Origin of the sequence: Streptomyces sp. BoleA5 (genome assembly GCF_000373665.1) — a bacterium.
Taxonomy (GTDB): Bacteria; Actinomycetota; Actinomycetes; order Streptomycetales; family Streptomycetaceae; genus Actinacidiphila.
Genome location: NZ_KB892097.1, coordinates 92,156 through 113,106, shown reverse-complemented (window position 1 = coordinate 113,106; position 20,951 = coordinate 92,156). Strand labels below are relative to the sequence as shown.

Annotated in this window: 18 protein-coding genes; 7 read left to right on the top strand and 11 right to left on the bottom strand. The window is 73.6% G+C overall.

The window, feature by feature from the left end; translation table 11 throughout:
- Window positions 1-5: 5 nt before the first annotated feature.
- The gene (locus B085_RS42210; RefSeq protein WP_018558995.1) at window positions 6-935 is read right to left on the bottom strand and encodes an ADP-ribosylglycohydrolase family protein; all 930 of its coding nucleotides are present in this window, start codon (window positions 933-935) and stop codon (window positions 6-8) included.
- Window positions 936-1,066: 131 nt separating this feature from the next.
- Between B085_RS42210 and B085_RS0112970 the strand changes: the two genes are divergently transcribed.
- On the top strand, window positions 1,067-2,092 hold the full coding sequence (locus B085_RS0112970; RefSeq protein WP_018558994.1) for a phosphotransferase family protein: 1,026 nt from the start codon (window positions 1,067-1,069) through the stop codon (window positions 2,090-2,092).
- 3 nt (window positions 2,093-2,095) lie between these two features.
- Window positions 2,096-3,319: an acyl-CoA dehydrogenase family protein gene (locus tag B085_RS0112965; RefSeq protein WP_018558993.1), complete on the top strand. Its 1,224-nt coding sequence runs from the start codon at window positions 2,096-2,098 to the stop codon at window positions 3,317-3,319.
- 496 nt (window positions 3,320-3,815) lie between these two features.
- Here the strand turns inward: B085_RS0112965 and B085_RS0112960 are convergent, their stop codons facing one another.
- The 4 genes from B085_RS0112960 to B085_RS0112945 are packed head-to-tail and all read right to left on the bottom strand — an operon-like array spanning window position 3,816 to window position 7,908.
- A complete protein-coding gene (locus B085_RS0112960; RefSeq protein WP_026250988.1) occupies window positions 3,816-4,802 on the bottom strand; it encodes an NADPH:quinone oxidoreductase family protein in 987 nt (328 codons plus the stop codon).
- 21 nt (window positions 4,803-4,823) lie between these two features.
- Window positions 4,824-5,432 carry a TetR/AcrR family transcriptional regulator gene (locus tag B085_RS0112955; protein ID WP_018558991.1) on the bottom strand — a complete coding sequence of 203 codons (609 nt, stop codon included), beginning with the start codon at window positions 5,430-5,432 and terminating at the stop codon, window positions 4,824-4,826.
- Window positions 5,433-5,488: 56 nt separating this feature from the next.
- Window positions 5,489-7,144, bottom strand: a complete 1,656-nt coding sequence (locus B085_RS0112950; protein ID WP_018558990.1) for an AMP-binding protein — start codon at window positions 7,142-7,144, stop codon at window positions 5,489-5,491.
- Complete coding sequence (locus B085_RS0112945) at window positions 7,141-7,908, bottom strand: SDR family oxidoreductase (protein ID WP_018558989.1); 768 nt, start codon at window positions 7,906-7,908, stop codon at window positions 7,141-7,143. The genes B085_RS0112950 and B085_RS0112945 overlap by 4 nt, the downstream gene beginning before the upstream one ends.
- Window positions 7,909-8,090: 182 nt before the next feature.
- Between B085_RS0112945 and B085_RS0112940 the strand changes: the two genes are divergently transcribed.
- Window positions 8,091-9,395 (top strand): hypothetical protein, encoded by a 1,305-nt coding sequence (locus B085_RS0112940; RefSeq protein WP_018558988.1) that lies wholly within the window; start codon window positions 8,091-8,093, stop codon window positions 9,393-9,395.
- 44 nt (window positions 9,396-9,439) lie between these two features.
- Here B085_RS0112940 and B085_RS0112935 read toward each other — a convergent pair whose 3' ends face one another.
- Window positions 9,440-12,187: a penicillin acylase family protein gene (locus tag B085_RS0112935; RefSeq protein WP_106434923.1), complete on the bottom strand. Its 2,748-nt coding sequence runs from the start codon at window positions 12,185-12,187 to the stop codon at window positions 9,440-9,442.
- 188 nt (window positions 12,188-12,375) lie between these two features.
- Between B085_RS0112935 and B085_RS0112930 the strand changes: the two genes are divergently transcribed.
- A complete protein-coding gene (locus B085_RS0112930; RefSeq protein ID WP_018558986.1) occupies window positions 12,376-12,975 on the top strand; it encodes a hypothetical protein in 600 nt (199 codons plus the stop codon).
- A gap of 346 nt (window positions 12,976-13,321) precedes the next feature.
- Window positions 13,322-14,767, top strand: a complete 1,446-nt coding sequence (locus tag B085_RS0112925) for an amidase (protein ID WP_018558985.1) — start codon at window positions 13,322-13,324, stop codon at window positions 14,765-14,767.
- Here the strand turns inward: B085_RS0112925 and soxR are convergent.
- Window positions 14,700-15,242, bottom strand: coding sequence for a redox-sensitive transcriptional activator SoxR (gene soxR, locus B085_RS0112920; protein WP_018558984.1), 543 nt, complete (start codon window positions 15,240-15,242; stop codon window positions 14,700-14,702). The two genes, B085_RS0112925 and soxR, sit on opposite strands and share 68 nt — an antisense overlap.
- A gap of 9 nt (window positions 15,243-15,251) precedes the next feature.
- Complete coding sequence (locus B085_RS0112915; protein WP_018558983.1) at window positions 15,252-16,571, bottom strand: glycosyltransferase family 87 protein; 1,320 nt, start codon at window positions 16,569-16,571, stop codon at window positions 15,252-15,254.
- A gap of 126 nt (window positions 16,572-16,697) precedes the next feature.
- Here B085_RS0112915 and B085_RS0112910 point away from each other — a divergent pair, with 126 nt between their 5' ends.
- The gene (locus tag B085_RS0112910; RefSeq protein ID WP_018558982.1) at window positions 16,698-17,159 is read left to right on the top strand and encodes a MaoC family dehydratase; all 462 of its coding nucleotides are present in this window, start codon (window positions 16,698-16,700) and stop codon (window positions 17,157-17,159) included.
- Here the strand turns inward: B085_RS0112910 and B085_RS0112905 are convergent.
- A complete protein-coding gene (locus B085_RS0112905) occupies window positions 17,150-17,782 on the bottom strand; it encodes a TetR/AcrR family transcriptional regulator (protein WP_018558981.1) in 633 nt (210 codons plus the stop codon). The genes B085_RS0112910 and B085_RS0112905 overlap by 10 nt on opposite strands.
- Window positions 17,783-17,853: 71 nt before the next feature.
- Entirely contained in the window at window positions 17,854-19,005 is a 1,152-nt protein-coding gene (locus tag B085_RS0112900; RefSeq protein WP_018558980.1) for an acyl-CoA dehydrogenase family protein, read from the bottom strand.
- A gap of 68 nt (window positions 19,006-19,073) precedes the next feature.
- Here B085_RS0112900 and B085_RS0112895 point away from each other — a divergent pair, with 68 nt between their 5' ends.
- Window positions 19,074-19,715, top strand: coding sequence for a TetR/AcrR family transcriptional regulator (locus tag B085_RS0112895; protein WP_018558979.1), 642 nt, complete (start codon window positions 19,074-19,076; stop codon window positions 19,713-19,715).
- Window positions 19,716-20,161: 446 nt separating this feature from the next.
- On the opposite strand, the gene B085_RS50000 is transcribed toward B085_RS0112895, so the two are convergent.
- Window positions 20,162-20,749, bottom strand: a complete 588-nt coding sequence (locus B085_RS50000) for a hypothetical protein (protein ID WP_026250987.1) — start codon at window positions 20,747-20,749, stop codon at window positions 20,162-20,164.
- Between the last annotated feature and the right edge of the window lie 202 nt (window positions 20,750-20,951).

The window sequence follows — 20,951 nt, the reverse complement described above, 5'->3', positions numbered from 1 at the left end:
GCCCGTCAAGAACGCGCAGGTCGGCGGCGATACGCCGTTTCACCGGACGGCTCCGGTACCCAGTCGGGCAGCGGCTCCAACGCCGCGCGCCAAGCGGGCGGAAGCCCGTCGATCCCGGTGCGGGAGGCGATGACCCCGCCGGCGATGGCACAGGTGGTGTCCATGTCACCGAGTCCGGCGACGGCCTCCCACAGACCGCCCTCCAGGTCGTCCAGGTGCCGCGCGGCGCACCACAGGGCGAAAGGGACGGTGTCCGGCGCGGAGACCCCGTAGCCGGAGCCCAGGACCTCGGCCGCGTGCCGGACGGAGGTGCCCTCGGGGAAGCGGCCCGCGGTGCGCAGCCCGGAGCGCACGTCGCTGCCGGGGAGCCGGTCGGCCACCCGTGTCAGCAGGTCACGCGGGGCCGGACCGCCGCGGCTGCGGGCCGCGAAGGCGGCGGCGAGCGCCACGGCGACCGCCCCGGCCACGGCCTCGGGGTGGTGGTGGGACACGGCGGCCTGCGCGGCGGCGGCCTCGAGGTCGGCGGCGAGCCACGCGCCCAGCGGCGCCACCCGCATCGCGGCGCCGTTGCCGTACGAGCCCTGCCCGCCGAACTGCCCGGCCACGACCTCCGTCCAGCGCTCCCCGTCGCCGATGCGGCGCAGGACGTCGTGCATGGAGGGGCCGTACTTGCGGTAGGGGTCGGCGGCATAGGCCCCGGCGAGGCCGGCGGCGAGGGCGTCCTGCCGGACGGAACCGCCGTTCTCCGCCAGGTGCCCGAAGAGCACCAGCGCCTGGGCGGTGTCGTCGGTCCAGTACCAGGGAACGTCCTCGGGGGTGATCCGGTGCGCGATGGCGCCCTCCCGCTCCTCGCGCGAGGTGAAGAACCACCGGTCGCCGAAGGCGTCACCGTGGGCCAGTCCGTACAGCGAGTCGAGGGCGGCGGGCGGGATCATGGCGTCAGTCTCGCAGCGCCGCGAACGCCGGTCACCTGCTTTTCCGGTGGTGGGCGGGGCGGCGGACTGGACGACATACCGACTGGTCGGCATGATAGCCGGGACAGCTACGGCGGCGGCGAGGAGCAAGGATGAGCGGGACGCAGAACCCACCGGGACTCGACCTGGAGCGGCTGCGGCGGCACCTCGACGCCGAGCGGCCAGGACTGCCGGCGGGCGCGCTTCGGGGTGAGCTCATCGAGGGCGGCCGGTCGAACCTGACCTACGCGGTGACCGACGGCGTCTCCCGCTGGGTCGTCCGGCGCCCCCCGCTCGGCCACGTCCTCGCGACGGCGCACGACATGGCCCGCGAGCACCGCGTCATCAGCGCCCTGCGCGACACCCCCGTCCCCGTCCCCGGGGCCGTGCTGCTCTGCGAGGACCCCGAGGTCATCGGCGCCCCCTTCTACGTCATGGACTTCGTCGAGGGCACGCCCTACCGCACCGAGGGGCAGCTCACGGAGCTCGGTCCGGAGCGCACCCGGGACATCGTGCTGCGGCTGGTGGACACCCTGGTCGCGCTGCACGCCGTGGACCCGCGGGCGGTGGGGCTCGAGGACTTCGGCAGGCCCGAGGGCTTCCTGGAGCGGCAACTGCGCCGCTGGGGCAAGCAGCTCGACGCCTCGCGCAGCCGCGAACTGGCCGGGATCGACGAACTCGCGGCGCTCCTCGGCACGCGCCTGCCCGCCTCGGCGCCCGCGGCGGTCGTGCACGGCGACTACCGGCTCGACAACGTCCTCATCGGCGCCGACGACACCGTCCGGGCCATCCTCGACTGGGAGATGTCCACCCTCGGCGACCCGCTCACCGACCTCGGGCTGCTGCTCATGTACGGCGAGCTGCGCCCCACCCCCGGCACCCCCGTCTCCGTCACCGGGGGCGCGCCCGGCCACCCCTCCCCCGCCGAGCTGATCGAGCGTTACGCGGCGGGCTCCGGCCGCGACGTGTCATCGGTCGCCTGGTACACCGCCTTCGCCTACTTCAAGCTCGCGGTGATCCTCGAGGGCATCCACTACCGCTACACCCTCGGCCAGACCGTCGGCGCCGGCTTCGACCGGATCGGCGCCGTGGTCCCGGCCTTCATCGACAACGGCCTGCGGACGCTTCAGGAAGGCTGAGCCATGGATTTCGCGTACGACGCCAGGACCGAGGAACTGCGCGGGCGGCTGCTCGCGTTCATGGACGAGCACGTGTACCCCGCGGAACCGGTCTTCCAGCGGCAGCGCGAGGCCGCGGAGGGAGAGGCCGTGTGGTCCGCGCCGCCGGTCGTCGAGGAGCTGAAGGCGAAGGCGCGCGAGCGCGGGCTGTGGAACCTCTTCCTCCCCGGTGAGCGTGGCGCCGGGCTGACCAACCTGCAGTACGCGCCGCTGGCCGAGATCACCGGCCGCAGCCCGCACCTCGCCCCGCCGGCCCTCAACTGCGCCGCGCCGGACACCGGGAACATGGAGGTGCTCAGCGAGTTCGGCAGCGAGCGGCAGCGCAAGACCTGGCTGGAGCCGCTGCTCGCGGGCGAGATCCGCTCGGCCTTCGCGATGACCGAACCCGATGTCGCCTCCTCCGACGCGACCAACATCGAGACGCGGATCGAGCGCGCCGGCGACGAGTACGTCGTCAACGGCCGCAAGTGGTACATCTCCGGGGCGATGAACCCGCGGTGCCAGATCTTCATCGTCATGGGCAAGACCGACCCGGCGGCCGAGCGCCACCGCCAGCAGAGCATGCTCCTGGTGCCGCGCGACACCCCCGGCCTCGAAGTGCGCCGCGGCATGCGGGTGTTCGGCTACGACGACGGGGACCACGGCGGCCACGCGGAGGTCGTCTTCCACGACGTGCGGGTCCCCGCGGAGAACCTGGTCGGCGAGGAGGGCGGCGGCTTCGCCATCGCCCAGGCACGCCTGGGGCCGGGCCGCATCCACCACTGCATGCGGCTGATCGGCATGGCCGAGCGGGCGGTGGAGCTGATGTGCCGGCGCGCCACGGGACGGGTCGCCTTCGGCAAGCCGCTGGCGGAGCAGGGTGTCGTCCAGCAGTGGATCGCCGAGGCCCGGGTGGAGATCGAGCAGTTGCGGCTGCTGGTGCTCAAGACCGCCTGGCTGATGGACACCGTGGGCAACCGGGGTGCCCACACGGAGATCCAGGCCATCAAGATCGCGACTCCGGAGAAGGTCGGGCTGATCCTCGACCGCGCCATCCAGTTGCACGGCGCGGGCGGCGTCAGCCAGGACTTCCCGCTGGCGGAGCTGTACGCGGCGGCCCGCACGCTGCGGCTGGCCGACGGCCCCGACGAGGTCCACAAGCGCTCCCTGGCACGGCGCGAGCTGAAGCGGTACGCCCGGGAGGGCTGACCCACGGCCTGCCGCGGCGCCTCCCCGGCCAGGTGCGCGGGGAGGCGCTTCGGCGCGCGCCCGCGGAGGCGGGCGGTGCGGAACCGGTCGGCACGCCCCGGACGGTGTTCCCGTCGCCGGGCCACGGGCCCGGCGACGAGCCGAAGAGCACACGGTGAGCGCGCCGGCGGCCGCGCGGCCCGGCTGCGGCCGGCCGAGGCGGGCGGCGCGCTCAAGCTGTTCGCAGAGAGCGGGTCCCACGCCACCGGCGTCGCGTCCGCCGGGCGGACGCGCGGATCACGGGGGTGGCACACCGATCGCCGACGCCGGACGCGGGCCGGGAGGGGCGGGATCCGCCGAAGGCACCGGGCGGGCCGGGGGCCACCCGGGCGGCGCCCCTTCCACGACCGCTCCGGCGGGCGGGGGCGCCGCCGCGGCCCGCGGCGTCCGGGCGCGCACCCCGTGGGGCCACCGCGGTGCGACGGCCCGCCCTCCACCGCGTGGAGCCCGTAGGCGGTCAGCCGGGCACGACCACCAGGCGGCCGGTCGTCGTGCCGTCGGCGACCCGCTGGACGGCGTCGGCGGCGCCCTCCAGCGGAACGCGCTCACTGACGAGGGGCCTGATCGCGCCCTCCGCGGCGAGGCGGGTGAGCTCGTCGTGGCAGCGGCGCACGGCGGCGGGGTCGTGGGTGTTGTACAGGCCCCAGTGCAGGCCGACGACGGAGTAGTTCTTGACCAGGGCGTGGTTGAGGCCGGGGCTGGGGATCGTGCCGCTGGTGAAGCCGACGACCAGGATGCGGCCCTCGAAGGCTGTGCACTTGGTCGACCGGGTGTAGGCGTCGCCGCCCACCGGGTCGTACACGACGTCGGCGCCGCGTCCGCCGGTGGCCTCCTTGACGACGGCCACGAAGTCCTCGCAGGTCCGGTCGACGACGACGTCGGCGCCGAGCTCCCGCGCCGTCTTCGCCTTGTCGGGCCCGCCGACGACGCCGATCACCGTGGCGCCCGCCGCCTTGCCGAGCTGGACGGCCGCGCTGCCGACACCGCCCGCCGCGGCGTGCACGAGCAGGGTCTCGCCCTCGCTGAGCCCCGCCCGCCGGTGCAGCCCGAACCAGCCGGTCTGGTAGCCGATGTGGAGGGCCGCGGCCTCGGCGTCGTCCAGCGCGGGAGGGGCGGGAAACACGCCCGCGGCGGGGACGACGGCGAGTTCGGCGAAGGCGCCGCCGGGCAGCGCCGCCGGGGTGATGACGCGGTCGCCCGCCGCGTGCCCGGCGACCCCTTCGCCGACCGCGACGACCTCGCCGCAGAACTCGACACCCGGGGTGAACGGCAGGGGCGGCCGCACCTGGTAGTGCCCGCGGCAGAGCAGCGCGTCGGGGAAGTTGACGTTCGCGGCGCGGACCTTCAGGAGCAGTTCGCCGGGGCCCGGCTGCGGGTCGGGGACCTCGTCCATGCGCATCGCCGCGCGCGGCTCCCCGTTCTCGTGCACTCGCCATGCCTTCATGCGGTCTGCTCCCGGTTCGGTTCAGGGCTGCCGCACGGAGTGCAGCAGCATGTCTGCGAAGTCGGCGGCGACCTGGCCGGCGGACAGCGGCCCGTCCTCCCGGTACCAGGTGCCGAGGTGGTGGACGGCGCCGAAGAAGAAGTCGACGACGAGATCCGGCCGGACCTCCTGCCGGAACACGCCCTCGCGCTGCCCCTCCTCGACCAGTGCGCGGAACTTCTCGTGGTAGCGGCGGCGGTCGGCCCGCACCGCCTTCTGCTTCTCCGGGCTGAGCTGGTGCATCGACCGGAAGAAGATCTTGGTGTCGTCGAGGTTGCCGATGCTGGTGACGACGACGTCGGCGGCGGCCTCGACCAGGCGCTCCGCCACCGGCGTCGCCTCCTTGCCGGCGATCGCCTCCAGGCGCTGCATCTGCAGCCGCAGCACGCGCCCGTAGATCTCGTGCAGGAGGTCGTCCTTGCTGCCGAAGTAGTGGTAGAGCGCGCCCTTGGTGACGCCGGCGGCCTCGACGATCTCCTGCACCGACGTCCGGTCGTATCCGCGCTCGGCGAAGAGGCGGGTGGCCTCGGCGAGCAGCCGCTGGGGTACCGCGGCCGCGGTCGCCTTGGGTGGGGTGGTGCTCCGTGCCATGGCCTGCCCTCTCTCCGTACCGGTGCGCCCCGACAGCATACCGACCGGTATGTGACTCAATCCCGCCGTGCGCGCAGCTCCCTGCGGAGGATCTTGCCGGTGGGCGTCTTCGGCAGTTCGGGCAGGATCTCGATCTCGCGCGGGTACTTGTACGCCGCGAGGCGTTCCCTGCAGTGCCCGATCAGCTCGGACGGCTGCGCCGCGGCCCCCGGCCGGAGGCTGACGTAGGCCTTCACCGACTCCCCCCGGTAGGCGTCGGGGACCCCAACCACGGCGGCCTCGAGCACCGCGGGGTGCGTGTACAGGACGTCCTCGACCTCGCGCGGCCACACCTTGAAGCCGGACGCGTTGATCATGTCCTTCTTGCGGTCGACGACGTAGAGCCAGCCCTCCTCGTCCATGAAGCCGATGTCCCCGGTGCGCAGTTCGCCGCCGGGCAGCGCCTCCTCGGTGGCCTCGGGCCGGTTCCAGTAGCCGGGCACCACCATGGGTCCGCGGACGGCGATCTCGCCGTGCTCGCCGAAGGGCACATCGGCGCCCTTGTCGTCCACGATGCGCACCATCGTGCCGGGGCCGGGGACGCCGACCGAGAGCGTCCCGGAGACGGGGTCGACCGGAGCCTCCAGCCCGGCGGGCACGGCGGCGCAGGGCGCGGTGCACTCGGTGAGGCCGTAGCCGTTGCGCAGGTAGTGGCCGAAGCGCTCGCGGAAGGCGGCGACCAGCGCGGGCGGCACGGGCGCGCCGCCGGAGTAGAGCAGACGGAAGGAGGAGAAGTCCTCGGCTGTGGCGTCCGGCCGGGCCATGAGCGCCATGTAGGCGGTCGAGGGGCCGACCATGTACGCCGGGCGGTGCTCGCGTAGGGCGTCGAGGACGACGCCCGGCTCGAAGCGGTACGCGAGCGCGACGGTGGAGCCCGCGACGATGCCGGCGGCCAGCTGGCAGACCATGCCGGTGATGTGGAACAGCGGGGCGAGCGCGAAGAGCGTGGCGCCGTCGGGCAGGACGCTGTGCGCGCGCTGCCGGTCGGCGTTGTAGCTGATGTTGCCGTGGGTGTTCATCGCACCCTTGGGAACGCCGCTGGTGCCCGAGGTGTAGCTGATCAGCGCGATGTCGTCGGCGGTCAGGCCGGGATCGGGCGGCGGCGGGCCGGGGGTGCCCTCCCTGGCGGCGGCCAGCAGGTCGTCCGCGTCCTCGGACGGGGTGCGCCGCCCGGGCAGCACGCGCTCGTCATCCCTGGTCTGCAGGTCGAGTTCACTGGTAGTCAGCGGGATCCGCACCGGCGAGCCGGCCGCGGTGGCGCGGATGTGCGCGTCCCAGGCCCGGTCGGAGCAGACGAGGGCGGTGACCCCGGCGTCCTCCAGCACGTGGGCGAGTTCGCGCTCCTTGTACATGGGGTTGACCGGCACGACCGTGCCGCCGGCCTTCCAGGCGCCGAGCAGCGCGACCGCGAACTGCGGCACGTTCTGCAGGACGATCGCCAGCCGGTCGCCGCGCGCGAAGCCGCGGGCGGCGAGGTACCGGGCGAGCCCGTCGGACATCTCGTCGAGCTCGCGGTAGACCACGCGGCCGTCGAAGTACGCGAGCGCGGTGCGGTCGGGGACCCGGGCGACGACCTCGCGGAACGCGTGCAGGAGCGTGACCGGCGGGTCGGGGAGGGTCTGCAGCTCCTCGTCGAAGTGCCGCAGCCACGGTTCGCTCTCGTACGGGCTCACGCGCCGGACGCCTCCTCCAGCTTCCGCTGCACCCGGTTCATGCCGCCGATCCATCGTTCGGTGTCCCCGGCGCGGGCGGCGTAGTAGGCGCCCGTCCCGGGGTGCGGCAGGATCAGGAAGCGCTCGTCGGCGATGCCCTGGAACACGGCCTCGGCGACGTCCTCCGGCTCGATGGCGTCGGGGGCGAGCACGAGGTCGCCCGCGGGCCCGGCCGCGCGCAGCATGCCGGTGCGCACGCCCTCCGGGCAGACGGCGTGCACGCGCACGCCCCGGTGGCGGTAGGTGACGGCGAGCCACTCGGCGAAGGCCAGGGCGCCGTGCTTGGTGACCGAGTACGGGGCGTCGCCGACCATGGTCAGCAGCCCGGCGGCGGAGACGGTGGCGACGAAGCGGCCCTCGCCGCGCTCCAGCCACTCCGGGAGCAGCGCGCGGGCGGCGCGCACATGCGCCATGACGTTGACGTCCCAGACCCGCTCCCAGACGGCGTCCTCGGCCTCGGCCCCGGCCATGGCGCCGATGCCGGCGTTGGCGCAGAACACGTCGACTCCCCCGCCGAGTGCCGCGCGGGCCGGCTCGACGACCGCCGAGGCGTCGCCCGGGACGCAGATGCCCCCGATCTCGTCGGCGACGGTCTTGGCGGCGCCCTCGTCCAGGTCGTTGACGACGACACGCGCGCCCTGCGCCGCGAATCTCCGGGCCAGCGCCGCCCCGATCCCGCCTCCGGCACCGGTGACGACCACCCGGGCATCGCGCAGCGCTTCCATCGCGTCTCCTTCGGCTCGGAACGGGCTCCCGTCGGCATACTAAGCAGTCGGTCAGGGCTTGGGAAGGGCACGCCGGGGAGGCGGCGGAATTCCCCCCGCGCGGTGTATGGCCGCATGCGCGGCGGATTGGGATGATGCGACGGCATCGGTCCGGGAGAACCAGGGGGACGGTCATGCCGGGGATGAGTGTCGAGCCGTACTGGGAGATCACCTTCGACGCGGACGGCGACCCCGACCTGGCGCAGCGCGACCGGCTCACGGCGGGCGTCGGCGCCAGGGGCGTCACCGACCTGCTGGTCTTCTCCCACGGCTGGAACAGCGACCGCTCCGGCGCGACCGCCCTGTACGACCGTTTCCTCGCCCCCGTCCCCGGACTGCTCGCCGGGCGCGCCCGGCCCGGCACGGTCATGGGCTACGCGGGGGTGCTGTGGCCCTCCATGCGCTTCTCGGACGAGCCCATCCCCGACGTCGGGACGCTGCTGCCCGGCCCGGAGCCGCTGCGGCCCGAGCCGGCGCTCGACGCGGTCACCCGTGACGCGCTCGTGGCGGTCTTCCCCGGGCACGAGGACGACATCCGGCGGATCGCCGGGCTGCTGGAGGAACGCCCTGACGGCGAGGAGCCGTTCGCGGAGTTCGCCGCGCTGGTGCGGCGGCTGACCGGGGTACCGCCGGAGGCCGTGGCCGGGCTGTGCGCGGACGACACCTCGGACTCGGCGCCGGGGGCGGAACCGGCCGTCCTGTGCGGCGACCCCGTGGCCGCCTGCGAGGAGTACGCGGCGGCACTGGAGGGCGGCACAGGGCTGCCGCCGGCGGGCGGCGGCTGGACACGGCTGTGGAACGGCGCCAAGGAGATGCTGCGCCAGGCGACGTACTACGCGATGAAGCGGCGGGCCGGCGCGGTCGGCGAGAGGGGGCTCGGCCCCCTCCTCGGCGGGCTCGCCCGCGCCCACCCCTCGCTCTCCGTCCACCTGGTCGGGCACAGCTTCGGCGGCCGGCTGGTCTCCTACGCGCTGCGCGGACTGCCCGACGGGGTACGTGCCGTGAAGTCGGTGACCCTGCTCCAGGGCGCCTTCTCGCACTACGCGTTCGCGTCCCGGCTGCCCCACGACGGAGGACACGGCGGCGCGTTGGGGAGCGCCCGGCTCAAGGTCGCGGGCCCAGTGGTGTCCTGCTACTCCCGCCACGACACGGCGCTCGGCACGATGTACCCGATCGCCTCCCGGCTGGCGGGCGACGACCGCGGCTTTGGACCGGACCTCGGCGACCGCTGGGGGGCCACCGGCCACGACGGCATCAAGGCGGTCGACGACACGATGGACATGCCGCTGGCCGAGGCGCTGCGCGGGGCGTTCCCCCGGGCCGGGTGCGTGAGCGTGGACGCCTCGGCCGTGGTGGCCCGCGGGGGGCCGCCCTCCGGGGCGCACAGCGACATCTGCCACCCCGAACTGGCGCGGATCGTGTTGCGCGCGGGCCGGCTCCTGACCTGAGGCCGTGGGCCGGTCGCCGGCCCGCGCGGGCCGTGCACGACGGGTCAGCGGTGGGCGGGGAACTCCACGACCTGCTGGTAGGTCGGGCGGTTCTGCCAGCTGATCTTGCCGTGCTTGATGCCGCCGAGGGTGCGGTGGATGACCGTGTCGGCGCACCACTGGTCGCCGGCCGAGCAGTTCTCGTCACCCGGGTACACCTGGGCGGCGGTCCTCGCGGCGGCCTGCTTGAGGGTGCCGGTCAGCACGTCCCGGCAGGCCGCGAGGTCTCCGCCGCCGCAGTAGGTGCGGGCGAGGCCGCCCCGCACGGGTTCGCCGAGCACCGCCCGTATGTCCTTGTCGACATAGGACCACCAGCCGTACTGGAAGGCGCTGCCGGCGTGCGAGCCGGTCGGGCCGTGTGCGGCCGACGGCGCCTCGTCCACCGTGAGGTTGGTGGTCAGCGCCCCGTACAGCTCGCTGCCCAGGCCCGGTTCGAACTGGGCCCTGACCAGCAGCGGCCACCACGCGTCCATGATCCGCACCGCGTCGGCGTCGGCGTAGGTGTGCGAACCCGGCGAGGTCTCCCGGCGCTTGGCACCGGCGGTGACCCAGTCGGAGAGCTTGGTGACGGCCGCGGACACCGCGGGGTCGGAGACCGTACCGCTGCGCAGCACCTTGAGCAGGTCGGGCAGGACGTCCTCGCCGCGCAGGTCGGTCAGCGCCGCGTCGGCCATCGCCCCGGTGAGCTGGGCCCGTGTGACACCGCCCGCCGCGACCAGCTTCTTCACCCGGTCGTCCAGGAGGTTGCCGCGGTGCACCGAGCCGTTGCCGAACCCGGCCGCGTCGTACTCCTTCGCCTGCCGGTTGTTCCAGGACACGTAGTAGTCCTGGCCGACGGACTGCGGGTGCTCCGAGGCGGGCGTGTAGTCGGCGGTGTTGTGGGCGGGGTCGAAGCCGCTCCACTCGTAGGCGGGCTCGGCCCGCACCGGGAAGGTGGGGTCGACGTCGGCGGCACGCACCGGGTTGGCGCCGCTGTTGAAGTAGGCGGCCTCCCGGGAGTCGGCGTAGAACCAGTTGAAGGTGTAGTTGATGTGCTGGACCGCCCGCTGGAACGAGGCCGCGTCGTTGACGGCGGCCGGGTCGTTGAGCATCTGGAAGCCGACGACCGAGTCGGCCTCGTGCATGTAGGAGCTGCGCAGCGCCACGTAGGCGACCTTCTTGCCGCCGACCGTCGCCCGGTGCGTCACCGGGCCGTACTTGGTGCGGTGGATCTGCATCCGGTAGGAGCCGGCGGCGGTGCCGTCCGCGGTGGTGGGCTTCCAGGAGTTGCTGCGCTCCAGCTTCTCCATGGCCGTGCAGGTGCCGCGGTAGAGGTAGTGCACGTCGTCCTGGCACAGCTCCACCGTGTAGGTGTCGGTGATGTCCTGGGCCGAGGTGGTCGCGCTCCACGCGTAGTCCTGGCCGCGGCCCAGCTCCACGTACATGCTCAGGCCGGCGAAGGAGGCGCCGCGGGCACTGATCCCGGGGCCCTGGATCTCCTGGAGCATGAGCAGCTGTGGCGCGAAGTAGCCGGTCTGCGGGCCGAAGACGGCGATCGGGTGGCCGCTCGCGGTGTGCGCGCCGCTCACCAGCAGGGCGTTGGACATGCCCCGGGTGTTCGCGGAGAGCGCGCTCGTGGTGGCGCTCTTCGAGGCCGCGGACGCCTTCGCGGTGCCGGCGCTGCCGGTGCGGTCGTGGACCAGCGGCTCCACCGTCACGCTCCCGGCGTCGGGCAGTGCCAGCCCCCGCGGGTTCTCCGGCCGGACCGCGTAGGGGAAGCTCTCACCGTCGTGGACGGTCAGGACCGCCTCGGGGTCGTCGCGCTCGCGGAAGGACTCCCAGACCCGGGTGCCCTCGGTGACGCCGTACTTCTGCTGGGCGGCCAGCAGGGACAGGGCGTTGGTCACCTCGCCGCCGCCCCCGGTCCCGAACAGCGCGCCGATCACGGACGCCAGGGCGATCAGGTCGGTGGACTTGAACCGCTCGATGGTGCCGGCGTTGGTGATGGCGTCCTTGTGGCCGGTCAGCACGTACTCACCGGGGAAGTAGCGGCCGCTGTCGGAGGCCGCGATGTAGGCGTTGATCCCGTCGACGTAGGCGTTGACGTCGGCCAGCGCCTGCCGGCCGCGCTCCCCGTTCTGCGTGGCGATCCAGTCGATCTGGGCCTGCAGGTCCTCCTCGGTGTACGGCGCGGCGCGCCAGAACTCCTGCTCCAGACCCTGGTTGGCGGGGGCGCCGCCGGCGAACGAGGTCAACTGGCCGCGCCCCACGTGCCGGAACAGATCCATCAGCCACAGCCGATCCTGCGCCGCGGCGTACCCGGCGCCGAACTCCGTCCCGTACCGGGTGGTGCCGGAGATGTGCGGCACGCCGGTCTTCCTGTCCCGGGTGATCGTCACGTCGCTGCGGGGGGAGGTCGTCGAGGCGACCTGTCCGGCCGGGACCCCGAAGGAGGCGTCGTTGAAGAAGTTGTTGATCGTGGCGTCGGTGAGGTTCTGGTACCCGCCGGCCAGGTTCGCGTACGGCCCGAGCTGGTCCTCCGCGTGTTCCGGCTGGGTACCGAAGATCTGGTTCAGCAGGATCTGGGCGAGGGTGGCGTTGCCGTTCTCGCCCGGCGGCAGGATGTCCGAGCACCGTCCCTGGCAGTAGTCGGTGACGGGGGCGGCGTGCGCCGCCATGGGCAGCGGCGCGACGAGGCTCGCCCCCAGCGCGAGGACGGCCGCCGCGGCGGCCGTCCTTATTTTTGTTCTGAACCTGCCAAATCTCGATCGCATGACCACTCCTCCCGAAGCGCGGTGTGACGCAGGTTACTTCGAGATATGACCGCCGAGTAAGGTGAACATGCGTCACGTTTCAGCTACGCCATCCCGGCTGGAACTCGCCGCCCCGGGGATGGATCCGGAACGCCGTCCGTTACGTCCATTCGAGAGCGATGCGACACCGACGACGGAGGTGGCACACCATGGCCGGATTCCGGAGCCTCGCCAGACAGGTGCGCGATCCCCGGCGCTCCCCCACCCAGCGCCGCACCTACCTGCGCAGGTGCCTCGAACGCTTCGCGCCCTACGGGCACCGCGCGACCTGGGACCACCTGTGCACCGGCGCGGGGATCGCGCCCGACGACCGCGAGCCGGACCCGGTCCGGCTCGTCACGGCCCTCGCGGAACTGGAGGAGGCGCGGGCGGTCTGGCTCACCTACGAGCGGGAGTTCGCGGCCCGCCGCAAAGAGGAGAAGTTCTACGGCATCCGGCAGCCCGGCGCCCTCGACGACTGGCACCGGCGCACCTGGGGCGGCAACGGCGTCGCCTGGTGCGAGGACCCCCGCGTCCACCCGGACGACCGGCTGGCGGACGTGCTGCGGCGCCTCATCGCGGCGATCGACGCGGGGCCCGGGGCGGGGTGCCCGGTCTGCGGCGAGGAACGCCTGCGGTGGCGGAACGGGCTCAACCACTACCCCGGGGCGGGGCCCGTGTGCGGGCGGTGCGGGATCGTGGTGCCGGTGCCGGTGCTTTGCGAGTCCGCGTTGGCGGGGGCGCGGGGGGCGCTTGTCCCTTCGGGGTGAGCCCGTGGGGGGCCGCGTGGCGGGTGCGGGTGCGTTGTGGTTGCGGCGCGTTGTTGTGTGCGGGTTGTTTTGCGCCTGTGGCGGACATCCCGAACACGAGCGACCGGCCGCAAGGGGCACCCACCGGGCAGCCCGGCGCAGCCGCCCGCAGGCGCGAACAACCCGCACACGACAACCGGCGGCACCCCGGACCGCGGGCGCAACGTACCCGCACGCCCCACCGGTCGCGACAACCGACCCCGGTCAGACCCACGTACTACCCAGCGGTAATGACACCCCCCTGCCCCCGGTGCGACGATGCACCCCACGCAACGCACACCCTCGCGCGAAGGGGACGGGACCGGCCATGGCGGAGCTGCACGATCTGACGGCGCTGGAGCAGGGGAAGGCGATCAGGGCCGGGGAGGTCTCCCCGACGGAACTCGCCGAGCACTATCTGGACCGCGTCGACCGGCACAACGACACCCTCGGGGCGTTCATCACCGTCACCCCGGAGATCGCCCGCAAGCAGGCCGCCGACGCCGAGTCGGAGGCGCTCGCGGCCCGGCGCGACGACCGCCGGCCGCGCCTGTCGCCGCTGCACGGCGTCCCGGTGCCGGTCAAGGACCTCAACTTCGTCGCCGGCGTGCGCTGCACCCTGGGCTCGCAGGCGTACGCCGACCACGTGCCGGACGTCGACGACCACGTCGCCGCCAAGCTGCGCGCGGCCGGCACGGTGCTGCTGGGCAAGACCAACACCCCGGAGTTCGGGTTGCCCTGCTACACCGAGAACAGGCTGGCCCCGCCGGCCCGCACCCCGTGGGACCTGGAGCGTTCCGCCGGCGGCTCCAGCGGCGGGGCCGCGGCCGCGGTCGCCGGGGGGCTCGCCCCCCTTGCCCAGGGCAGCGACGGCGGCGGCTCGATCCGCATCCCCTCGTCCGTGTGCGGCCTGTTCGGCATCAAGCCCAGCCGGGGAAGGGTCAGCGCGGGCCCGGTTCAGCACGATGTGAGCGGCCTGAGCGGCAGCGGGCCGATCGCCCGTACGGTCGCGGACGCGGCGGCCCTGCTCGACGTCCTGGCGGGCCCGATGCCGGGCGACCCGTACAGCGCGCCCTCGCTGCCGCAGGGCGAGTCCTTCTCCTCGTACGTCGGCCGCGATCCGGGGACACTGCGCGTGGTCGGGCTGCCCCAGCCCCCCGTTCCCGGGGTCGAGCTGCACCCGGACTGCCGTGCCGCGTACGACGGCGCCGCCGGGCTGCTGCGCGGGCTGGGCCACCAGGTGGACGAGATCGAGCTGCCCGTGGACGACGCGATCCTGCACGCCTTCACCCGGGTGTGGGGCGTGATGGCCACCGTCTACCCGGTGGCGCCGGAGCAGGAGGAGCTGCTGATGCCGCTCACCCGGCACCTGCGCGCCGAGGGGAGCAAGGTGAGCGGCCCCGACTTCGCCGCGTCGCTGTACGCGTTCCGGGCACTGGGGCAGCTCATCGCCGACGCCCTGCTCTCCTCGTACGACGTCGTGCTGACGCCGACGCTGGCGCGGCCCCCGGCGTTCGTGGGGAGCGCGGGTCTGCGGAACGACGCGGACCCGGCGGCGGAGTTCGCGGGGCTGGCCGGTTACACGCCGTTCACGCCGATCTTCAACGCCACCGGGCAGCCGGCCGTGAACGTGCCGCTGCACTGGACGGAGGAGGGGCTGCCGATCGGCGTGATGTTCGGCGGCCGCTACGGGGACGAGGCGACCCTCATCTCGCTGTCGGCGCAGCTGGAGGCGGCCCGTCCGTGGGCCGGCCGCAGGCCGGAGATCTGGTAGCGGTTGCGGGGCGCGGCGGCTCCGTGCCGAGCAGCCGCCGCGCGCCGGGCCCCTGGTCGCCGAGCGCGTCGCCGGGGTTGGACAGGGCGCAGCGGTCCAGGGAGAGGCAGCCGCAGCCGATGCAGTCGTCGAGACTGTCCCGCAGCGCGGTGAGCCGGTCGATGCGGGCGTCGAGTTCGGCCCGCCATCCCGCGGAGAGCCGGGACCAGTCGGACCGGTCCGGGGTGCGGCCCTCGGGGAGGCCGTCCAGTGCCTCGCGGATCGCGGCGAGCGGCATGCCGACCCGCTGGGAGGCCCGGATGAAGGCGACACGGCGCAGGGTGTCGCGGGTGTAGCGGCGCTGGTTGCCGGGGGTGCGGCGGCTGCGGATCAGACCCTGCGCCTCGTAGTAGCGCAGTGCCGAGACAGCGGCGCCGCTGCGCCCGCTCAGCTGGCCGACGGTCAGTTCACGGTGCTCGCCGGGGATCCTCGCCACGCCCCGACTCTACTTGCGGCGCGGGACGCTCGTGCGCCACAACCGGACGCAGGAGACGAGCGCCGCGGCGACCAGCAGCGCGTTGCGGACGGCGACGACGGCGGTGCCCTGCCAGGTGGCGGCCATGACGTCCGTGAAGAACAGCGGGTAGTCGACCGTGGTGACGGCGGTGGCGAGCAGCACCAGCGCGGCGACCGGCCGCTGGGTGGTCTGCCGCATGGTCAGGCAGACCGCGCCGAGGCCGATCAGCCACACCAGGTACTGGGGGCTGATCACCCGGCTGGTGACGGTGAACAGGAGCACGGCGGCCAGCGCGGCGTCGTACGGCGTGGCCGGGGTCCAACGGGCCGCCTTCATGCGCCAGATCAGCAGCCACAGCAGGCAGATCCCGGTGAGCAGCAGGGAGGCGGTGGTGATCTCGGAAACGTAGGGGCCGGTGAACTCCAGCGAGCCGTAGTGCGCGACCACCCGCCCCGGCCAGCCGAACATCTCGGCGACGTGCAGGAAGGTGCCGCCGAGGGACTCGATCTCGACGCCGCGGTGGTGCTGCGCGGACAGGAAGCCCAGGGCGCCGCGGAAGGCGGTGCACAGCACCAGCAGCAGCCCGCCCGCGGACAGCGCGAGCGCGGTCCAGGTCTGCCGGGTGGTCCGGCCGCGCGGGGTGCCGAGCACGGTCAGTACGGGCCAGAGCTTGATCAGGGCGGCGATCCCGGCGAGCGCGCCGCCGAGCCGCGGGCGCGCGGGCAGCGCGAGCAGCGCCCCGACGGCGACGACGGTGACCATCAGGTCGTACCGGGCGTAGGGCAGGTGCATCAGCAGCGGCAGGGCGAGCGCCCACAGCCACGCGCCGGCGGTGCTGCGGCCGGGCCGGCCGGTTCCGGCCCTCAGCAGGAGGAGCAGGACGACGGCGTCGGCGGCGAGCGACAGCAGGACGAAGCCCTGGAAGTAGCTGAGCCCGGGCAGCAGCACCGGGGCGAGCATCACCAGCGCGGCGCCGGGCGGGTACTGCCAGGTCACGTCGCCGACGGGGAAGGTGCCGTGCGTGAAGCCCTCGCTCCAGTGGTGGTAGAGGAAGTGCACCTCCCGGGCGATGTCGCCCTGCCCGCTGCGCAGCAGGGCCAGCATGACGACGCGGCTGGCGAGCCAGTAGACGGCGAGCGCGAACCAGGTCTGGGGCCAGGTCGAGGGGCGCAGCAGAGCGGTGCGGGCGGCGGCCGGGGAGGGGGTGCCGCCGCCGTGCCGGACCTCCACCGTGTGCCAGTCGGACGGGCTGGTCTCCGTGGGGGCCTCGGCCACTTCCGTCTCCTCCACCGGCGCGAACAGGGACATACGGAGATGAAAGATAGTCACAAACCGGACGAGCGGCCGTTGATACGCGCCGGGTGCGGGGCGTTGACAGGGGTCCGCCGCGGACACCATGCTGAGCAAGCGCTTGGACAGCACGGGAGGCATGACATGGCACAGCCCAGGATCTTCACCTCGGTCGGCGAGCTGAAGGACGCCATCGGGGAGGACCTCGGCACGACCGGCTGGCTGGAGGTCGACCAGAAGCGGATCGACCTGTTCGCGGACGCCACCGGGGACCACCAGTGGATCCACGTCGATCCGGGGAAGGCTGCCCAGGGCCCCTTCGGCACCACCATCGCGCACGGCTACCTGACGCTGTCGCTGATCCCGTCCTTCACCCCGGAGCTGCTGCGGGTCGAGGGCGTGAAGATGGGCGTCAACTACGGGGTGAACAAGGTCCGTTTCCCCTCCCCCGTGCCCGTCGGCTCCCGCCTGCGGGCCACCGGCCGGATCGCCGAGGTGAGCGAGGTGCCCGGCGGCGCCCAGCTCGTCGTGGCGATCACCGTGGAGCGCGAGGGCGCCGACAAGCCGGTGTGCGTGGCCGAGACGGTCGTCCGCTTCTACCTCTGACGGGGCGCGTACCCGACCATGCGCAGGGCGAGATCGGCGTACAGCGCGCCGATCGCGTCCGGCGTCCGGCGCCCGTCGGGGTTGAACCAGCGGGCCACGTCGATGCAGAGCGACAGCAGCGCGACGGTGGTCCCCGGCACGTCCGGCACGTCGAACTCCCCGGCCCGCACGCCGTCGTGGATCACCGAGCGGACCGCGGCCTCGCTCTCCCGGCGCAGCTCCACCACCTCGGTGTAGTGCTCGGGGCCGAGCGCGCCGAGCTCGTACTGCACCACACGGCCCGTGGTGTGGTGCTCGGCGTGCCAGCGGACGAAGGAGCGCACGGCCGCGGCGAGCCGGTCGGCCGGGCCGCCGTCGCCGTTCGCGGCGTCCTGGAGCAGCCCGAGGGAGAGCCGGTGCCCGACGACGCTGATCTGGTAGAGCAGCTCTTCCTTGGTCTTGTAGTGGATGTACAGAGCCGCGGGGCTCATGCCCGCCCGGCCGGCGATGTCGCGCGTGGTCGTGGCGTGGTAGCCGCGCTCCGCGAACGCCTCGACCGCGGCGATCACCAGCCGCCGGGCGGCATCAGGGGTGATGCCGCTCCACGCCTCGGTCCGCTCCGACTGCTCCGCCTCCACGTCCATGGCGGACACCCTACATGGGCGCTGAGCAAGCGCTTAGATACCGAGCGGTCGGTCGGTGCCGGGCGGCCCCGTCAGAAGGCCGAGACCCCCGTCAGCTCCCGGCCGATCAGCAGCTTCTGGATCTGGCTCGTGCCCTCGTACAGGGTCATCACCCGGGCGTCCCGCAGCAGCTTCCCCACGGGGTACTCGTCGATGTAGCCGTAGCCGCCGAAGACCTGCAGCGCGTTGTTGGCGCAGCGCACCGCCGCCTCGCTGGCGAAGAGCTTCGCCTTGGACGACTCCGCCGCGAAGGGCAGGCCCCGGTCGACGAGGTCGGCGACCCGCCAGGTCAGCAGCCGCGCGGCGTCGACGTCCAGGGCGATGTCCGCGAGCAGCTCCTGCACCAGCTGGTGCGCGGCGATCGGCCTGCCGAACTGCTCGCGCTCCTTGGCGTAGCCCACGGCCGCGTCCAGCGCCGCCTGCGCGATGCCCACGCATCCGGCGGCCACCGACATACGGCCCTTGGCCAGGGCGGACATCGCCACGGAGAAGCCCTTCCCCTCGGGCCCGAGCATCGCCGAGGCCGGCACGCGCACGTCCCCCAGCGCCAGCTCCGCCGTGGCCTGGCCGCGCAGGCCGAGCTTCCCGTGCACCTCGCGCCGGGTCAGGCCGGGGCTGCCGGCGGGCACGAGGAAGGCGCTGACGCCCTTGTGGCCGGGGGTGTCGTTGGTGCGGGCGAAGAGCAGGACGACGTCCGCCCAGGTGCCGTTCGTGATGAACATCTTGGCGCCGTTGATCACATAGTCGCCGCCGTCGCGCCGGGCACGCGTGGTCAGGTTGCCGGCGTCCGAGCCGGTGCCGGGCTCGGTCAGCCCGAAGCAGCCCACCGCCTCGCCGGAGGTCAGCCGGGGCAGCCAGTCGCGCTTCTGCTCCTCCGTGCCCCAGTGGGCGACGGACTTCGCCACGAGCCCGAGCGAGACGGAGACGATCCCGCGCACCGAGGAGTCACCGCGCCCCAGCTCCTCGGTGACCAGGCAGTACGCCAGGTGGTCGCCGCCGGAACCGCCGTACTCCTCGGGAATGGTCAGTCCGAGGAATCCCACGGCGCCCAGCTTCTCGACGATGCCCCGGTCCACGCTCTCCGCCCGGTCCCACGCGGCCGCGTGCGGCGTGATCTCGCGCTCGGTGAACCCGGCGGCGAGCGCGCGGACCGCGGCCTGCTCCTCGGACAGCTCAAGATTCACGGCGCACCTCGGTTCTGCTTTAAATTATCACTGCTAGTTTCCCGTGGGCAGCCTCTACTATGTGCCGCATGGCCCGTCCCCGCAAGCCCCTGCTCAGCCGCGAACGCATCGTCGCCACGGCGCTCGTGCTCGTGGACGCGGAGGGACTGCAGGCCGTCTCCACCCGCCGCCTCGCCGCCGAACTCGGCGTCAGCGGGCCGAGCCTCTACAACCACTTCACGACCAAGGACGACATCCTGGACGCGGTCGCCGACGCCGTCATCAACGAGGTCGACCTGACCGTGTTCGACGACGGCCGCGACTGGCGCGACGCCCTCGTCGCCTGGGCCCGCTCCTACCGTGCCGCTCTCGCGGCCCACCCGCACATCGTCCCGTTCCTCGCCCAGGGCCCCGGGCGCCGTCCGGCAGGCCTGCGCATGGCCGACGCGGTCTTCGGCGGCATGACCGCCGCCGGCTGGCCCCCGGCCCACGCCACCCGCGTCGGCGCGCTCATGCGCTACTTCGTGGCCGGGTCCGCCCTGGGCTCCTTCGCGCGGGGCTTCGTCGACGACCCCTCGGCGTACGACCCGGCGGACTACCCGCACCTCGGCCAGGCCCACCTGCTCGCGGAACGGCAGCAACAGGTGGACGAGGGCGCCTTCGAGACGGGCCTGCGCGCCCTCGTCGACGGGCTCGCCGTGCAGTTCACCGCGCTGGGCACCGGCCGCTGAGGTCCGGAACTCACACTTCACGGCTCACAGTTCACATGCGTGCGCCGGTCACCGCCGTAGCCGTCACCGTCGCGGTCACCGCCGCCCGGGTCCCCGTCGCGGGTCAGGATCCGGCCACCGGAGCCGTCCTGACTCATGTCGTCGGTGTACTGCAGCGTCGCCTACGTCCCGGTGCCATCGGCCGCGAAGAGGCGGCGGGTCAGGATCATGGGAGTTCCCCTCGGGTGATGGGCCTGAGCGGCCCGGGTACGGAGACTCCCTCAAGCAAGCCGCGCGACCCCCTTCGCGTCATGATCCGGCATCCAGCGGCCCGACACGCGCGGGCGGCGGTGGGCGCACCACCGGCGCGACCTCGCCGAGCAGTGCCGTGAGCTCCCGGCGGCCGCTCCGCACGCGAAAGGCCCGGCGCGTCGACATGTCGACGCGCCGGGCCTTTCGCGCGTGGGTCAGCCCGCGGTGGTGGACTCCGCCGGGGCGACGGGAGCGGGAACCGGGGCCGGGGCCTCCGCCGGGGCGACGGGGGCCGGGACGGCGGCCTCGACCGGGGCGGCCGGGGCGGCGGCCTCGACCGGGGCCGCGGGAGCCTGCGCCGGAACCGCGGGAGCCGCGACGGGAGGCGCGGGCGCGACCACGGGAGCCGCCACGGGAGCGGCCACGGGAGCGGCAGGAGTCACAACGGCGGCCGCGGCGGCAGCGGCGGCCTTGGCCTCCTCGACGGCCTTGGCCTCGGCGGCCTCCTCCGCCTCGATCTCCGCGGTGTGCTTGGCCACGAACGCCTCGCCCAGGACCTCGCGGGCCTCCTTGAGGTGGTCGAGCTCCACCTCGCCGTTCTCGGCGACGTGGCCCTCCAGGGCCTCGAACATCTTCTCCACCGGCTCGTGCGAGCCGCCGAGGCGCTGCTCCGCGTAGACCGCGACACCCAGCTTCAGGAAGAGCTCGGCCGTGCGGCGGTTGACGGTGAAGTCGTGGATGGCGTCGCCGCCCGCGTCGAAGCCCTTCTCGATGACTTCGAATGCCTTCTTGATGAGACTCACGCTGTGCTCCCCTGCACGTGCCTGTCGGGCGACCGCCCGACTGCGACCTGTTCTGACCTGAATTGAACTCTTCTGCAACGCAAATGACCGAGCGAGCCGGTCCGCGCCGAACCCTATGGCAGTTTCCCGGCCGATGCGCAGCCGCCCCACCGTCAATCCGTGCCCGGTGGGCGGGGCTTGACGTGGCGGCGGAACCGTTTCA

Bases quoted from the DNA above. Each gene is read 5' to 3' on its own strand.
- B085_RS42210 (WP_018558995.1), bottom strand. From the start codon at position 935: ATGATCCCGCCCGCCGCCCTCGACTCGCTGTACGGACTGGCCCACGGT.
- B085_RS0112970 (WP_018558994.1), top strand. From the start codon at position 1,067: ATGAGCGGGACGCAGAACCCACCGGGACTCGACCTGGAGCGGCTGCGG.
- B085_RS0112965 (WP_018558993.1), top strand. From the start codon at position 2,096: ATGGATTTCGCGTACGACGCCAGGACCGAGGAACTGCGCGGGCGGCTG.
- B085_RS0112960 (WP_026250988.1), bottom strand. From the start codon at position 4,802: ATGAAGGCATGGCGAGTGCACGAGAACGGGGAGCCGCGCGCGGCGATG.
- B085_RS0112955 (WP_018558991.1), bottom strand. From the start codon at position 5,432: ATGGCACGGAGCACCACCCCACCCAAGGCGACCGCGGCCGCGGTACCC.
- B085_RS0112945 (WP_018558989.1), bottom strand. From the start codon at position 7,908: ATGGAAGCGCTGCGCGATGCCCGGGTGGTCGTCACCGGTGCCGGAGGC.
- B085_RS0112940 (WP_018558988.1), top strand. From the start codon at position 8,091: ATGAGTGTCGAGCCGTACTGGGAGATCACCTTCGACGCGGACGGCGAC.
- B085_RS0112935 (WP_106434923.1), bottom strand. From the start codon at position 12,187: ATGCGATCGAGATTTGGCAGGTTCAGAACAAAAATAAGGACGGCCGCC.
- B085_RS0112930 (WP_018558986.1), top strand. From the start codon at position 12,376: ATGGCCGGATTCCGGAGCCTCGCCAGACAGGTGCGCGATCCCCGGCGC.
- B085_RS0112925 (WP_018558985.1), top strand. From the start codon at position 13,322: ATGGCGGAGCTGCACGATCTGACGGCGCTGGAGCAGGGGAAGGCGATC.
- B085_RS0112915 (WP_018558983.1), bottom strand. From the start codon at position 16,571: ATGTCCCTGTTCGCGCCGGTGGAGGAGACGGAAGTGGCCGAGGCCCCC.
- B085_RS0112910 (WP_018558982.1), top strand. From the start codon at position 16,698: ATGGCACAGCCCAGGATCTTCACCTCGGTCGGCGAGCTGAAGGACGCC.
- B085_RS0112905 (WP_018558981.1), bottom strand. From the start codon at position 17,782: ATGGACGTGGAGGCGGAGCAGTCGGAGCGGACCGAGGCGTGGAGCGGC.
- B085_RS0112895 (WP_018558979.1), top strand. From the start codon at position 19,074: ATGGCCCGTCCCCGCAAGCCCCTGCTCAGCCGCGAACGCATCGTCGCC.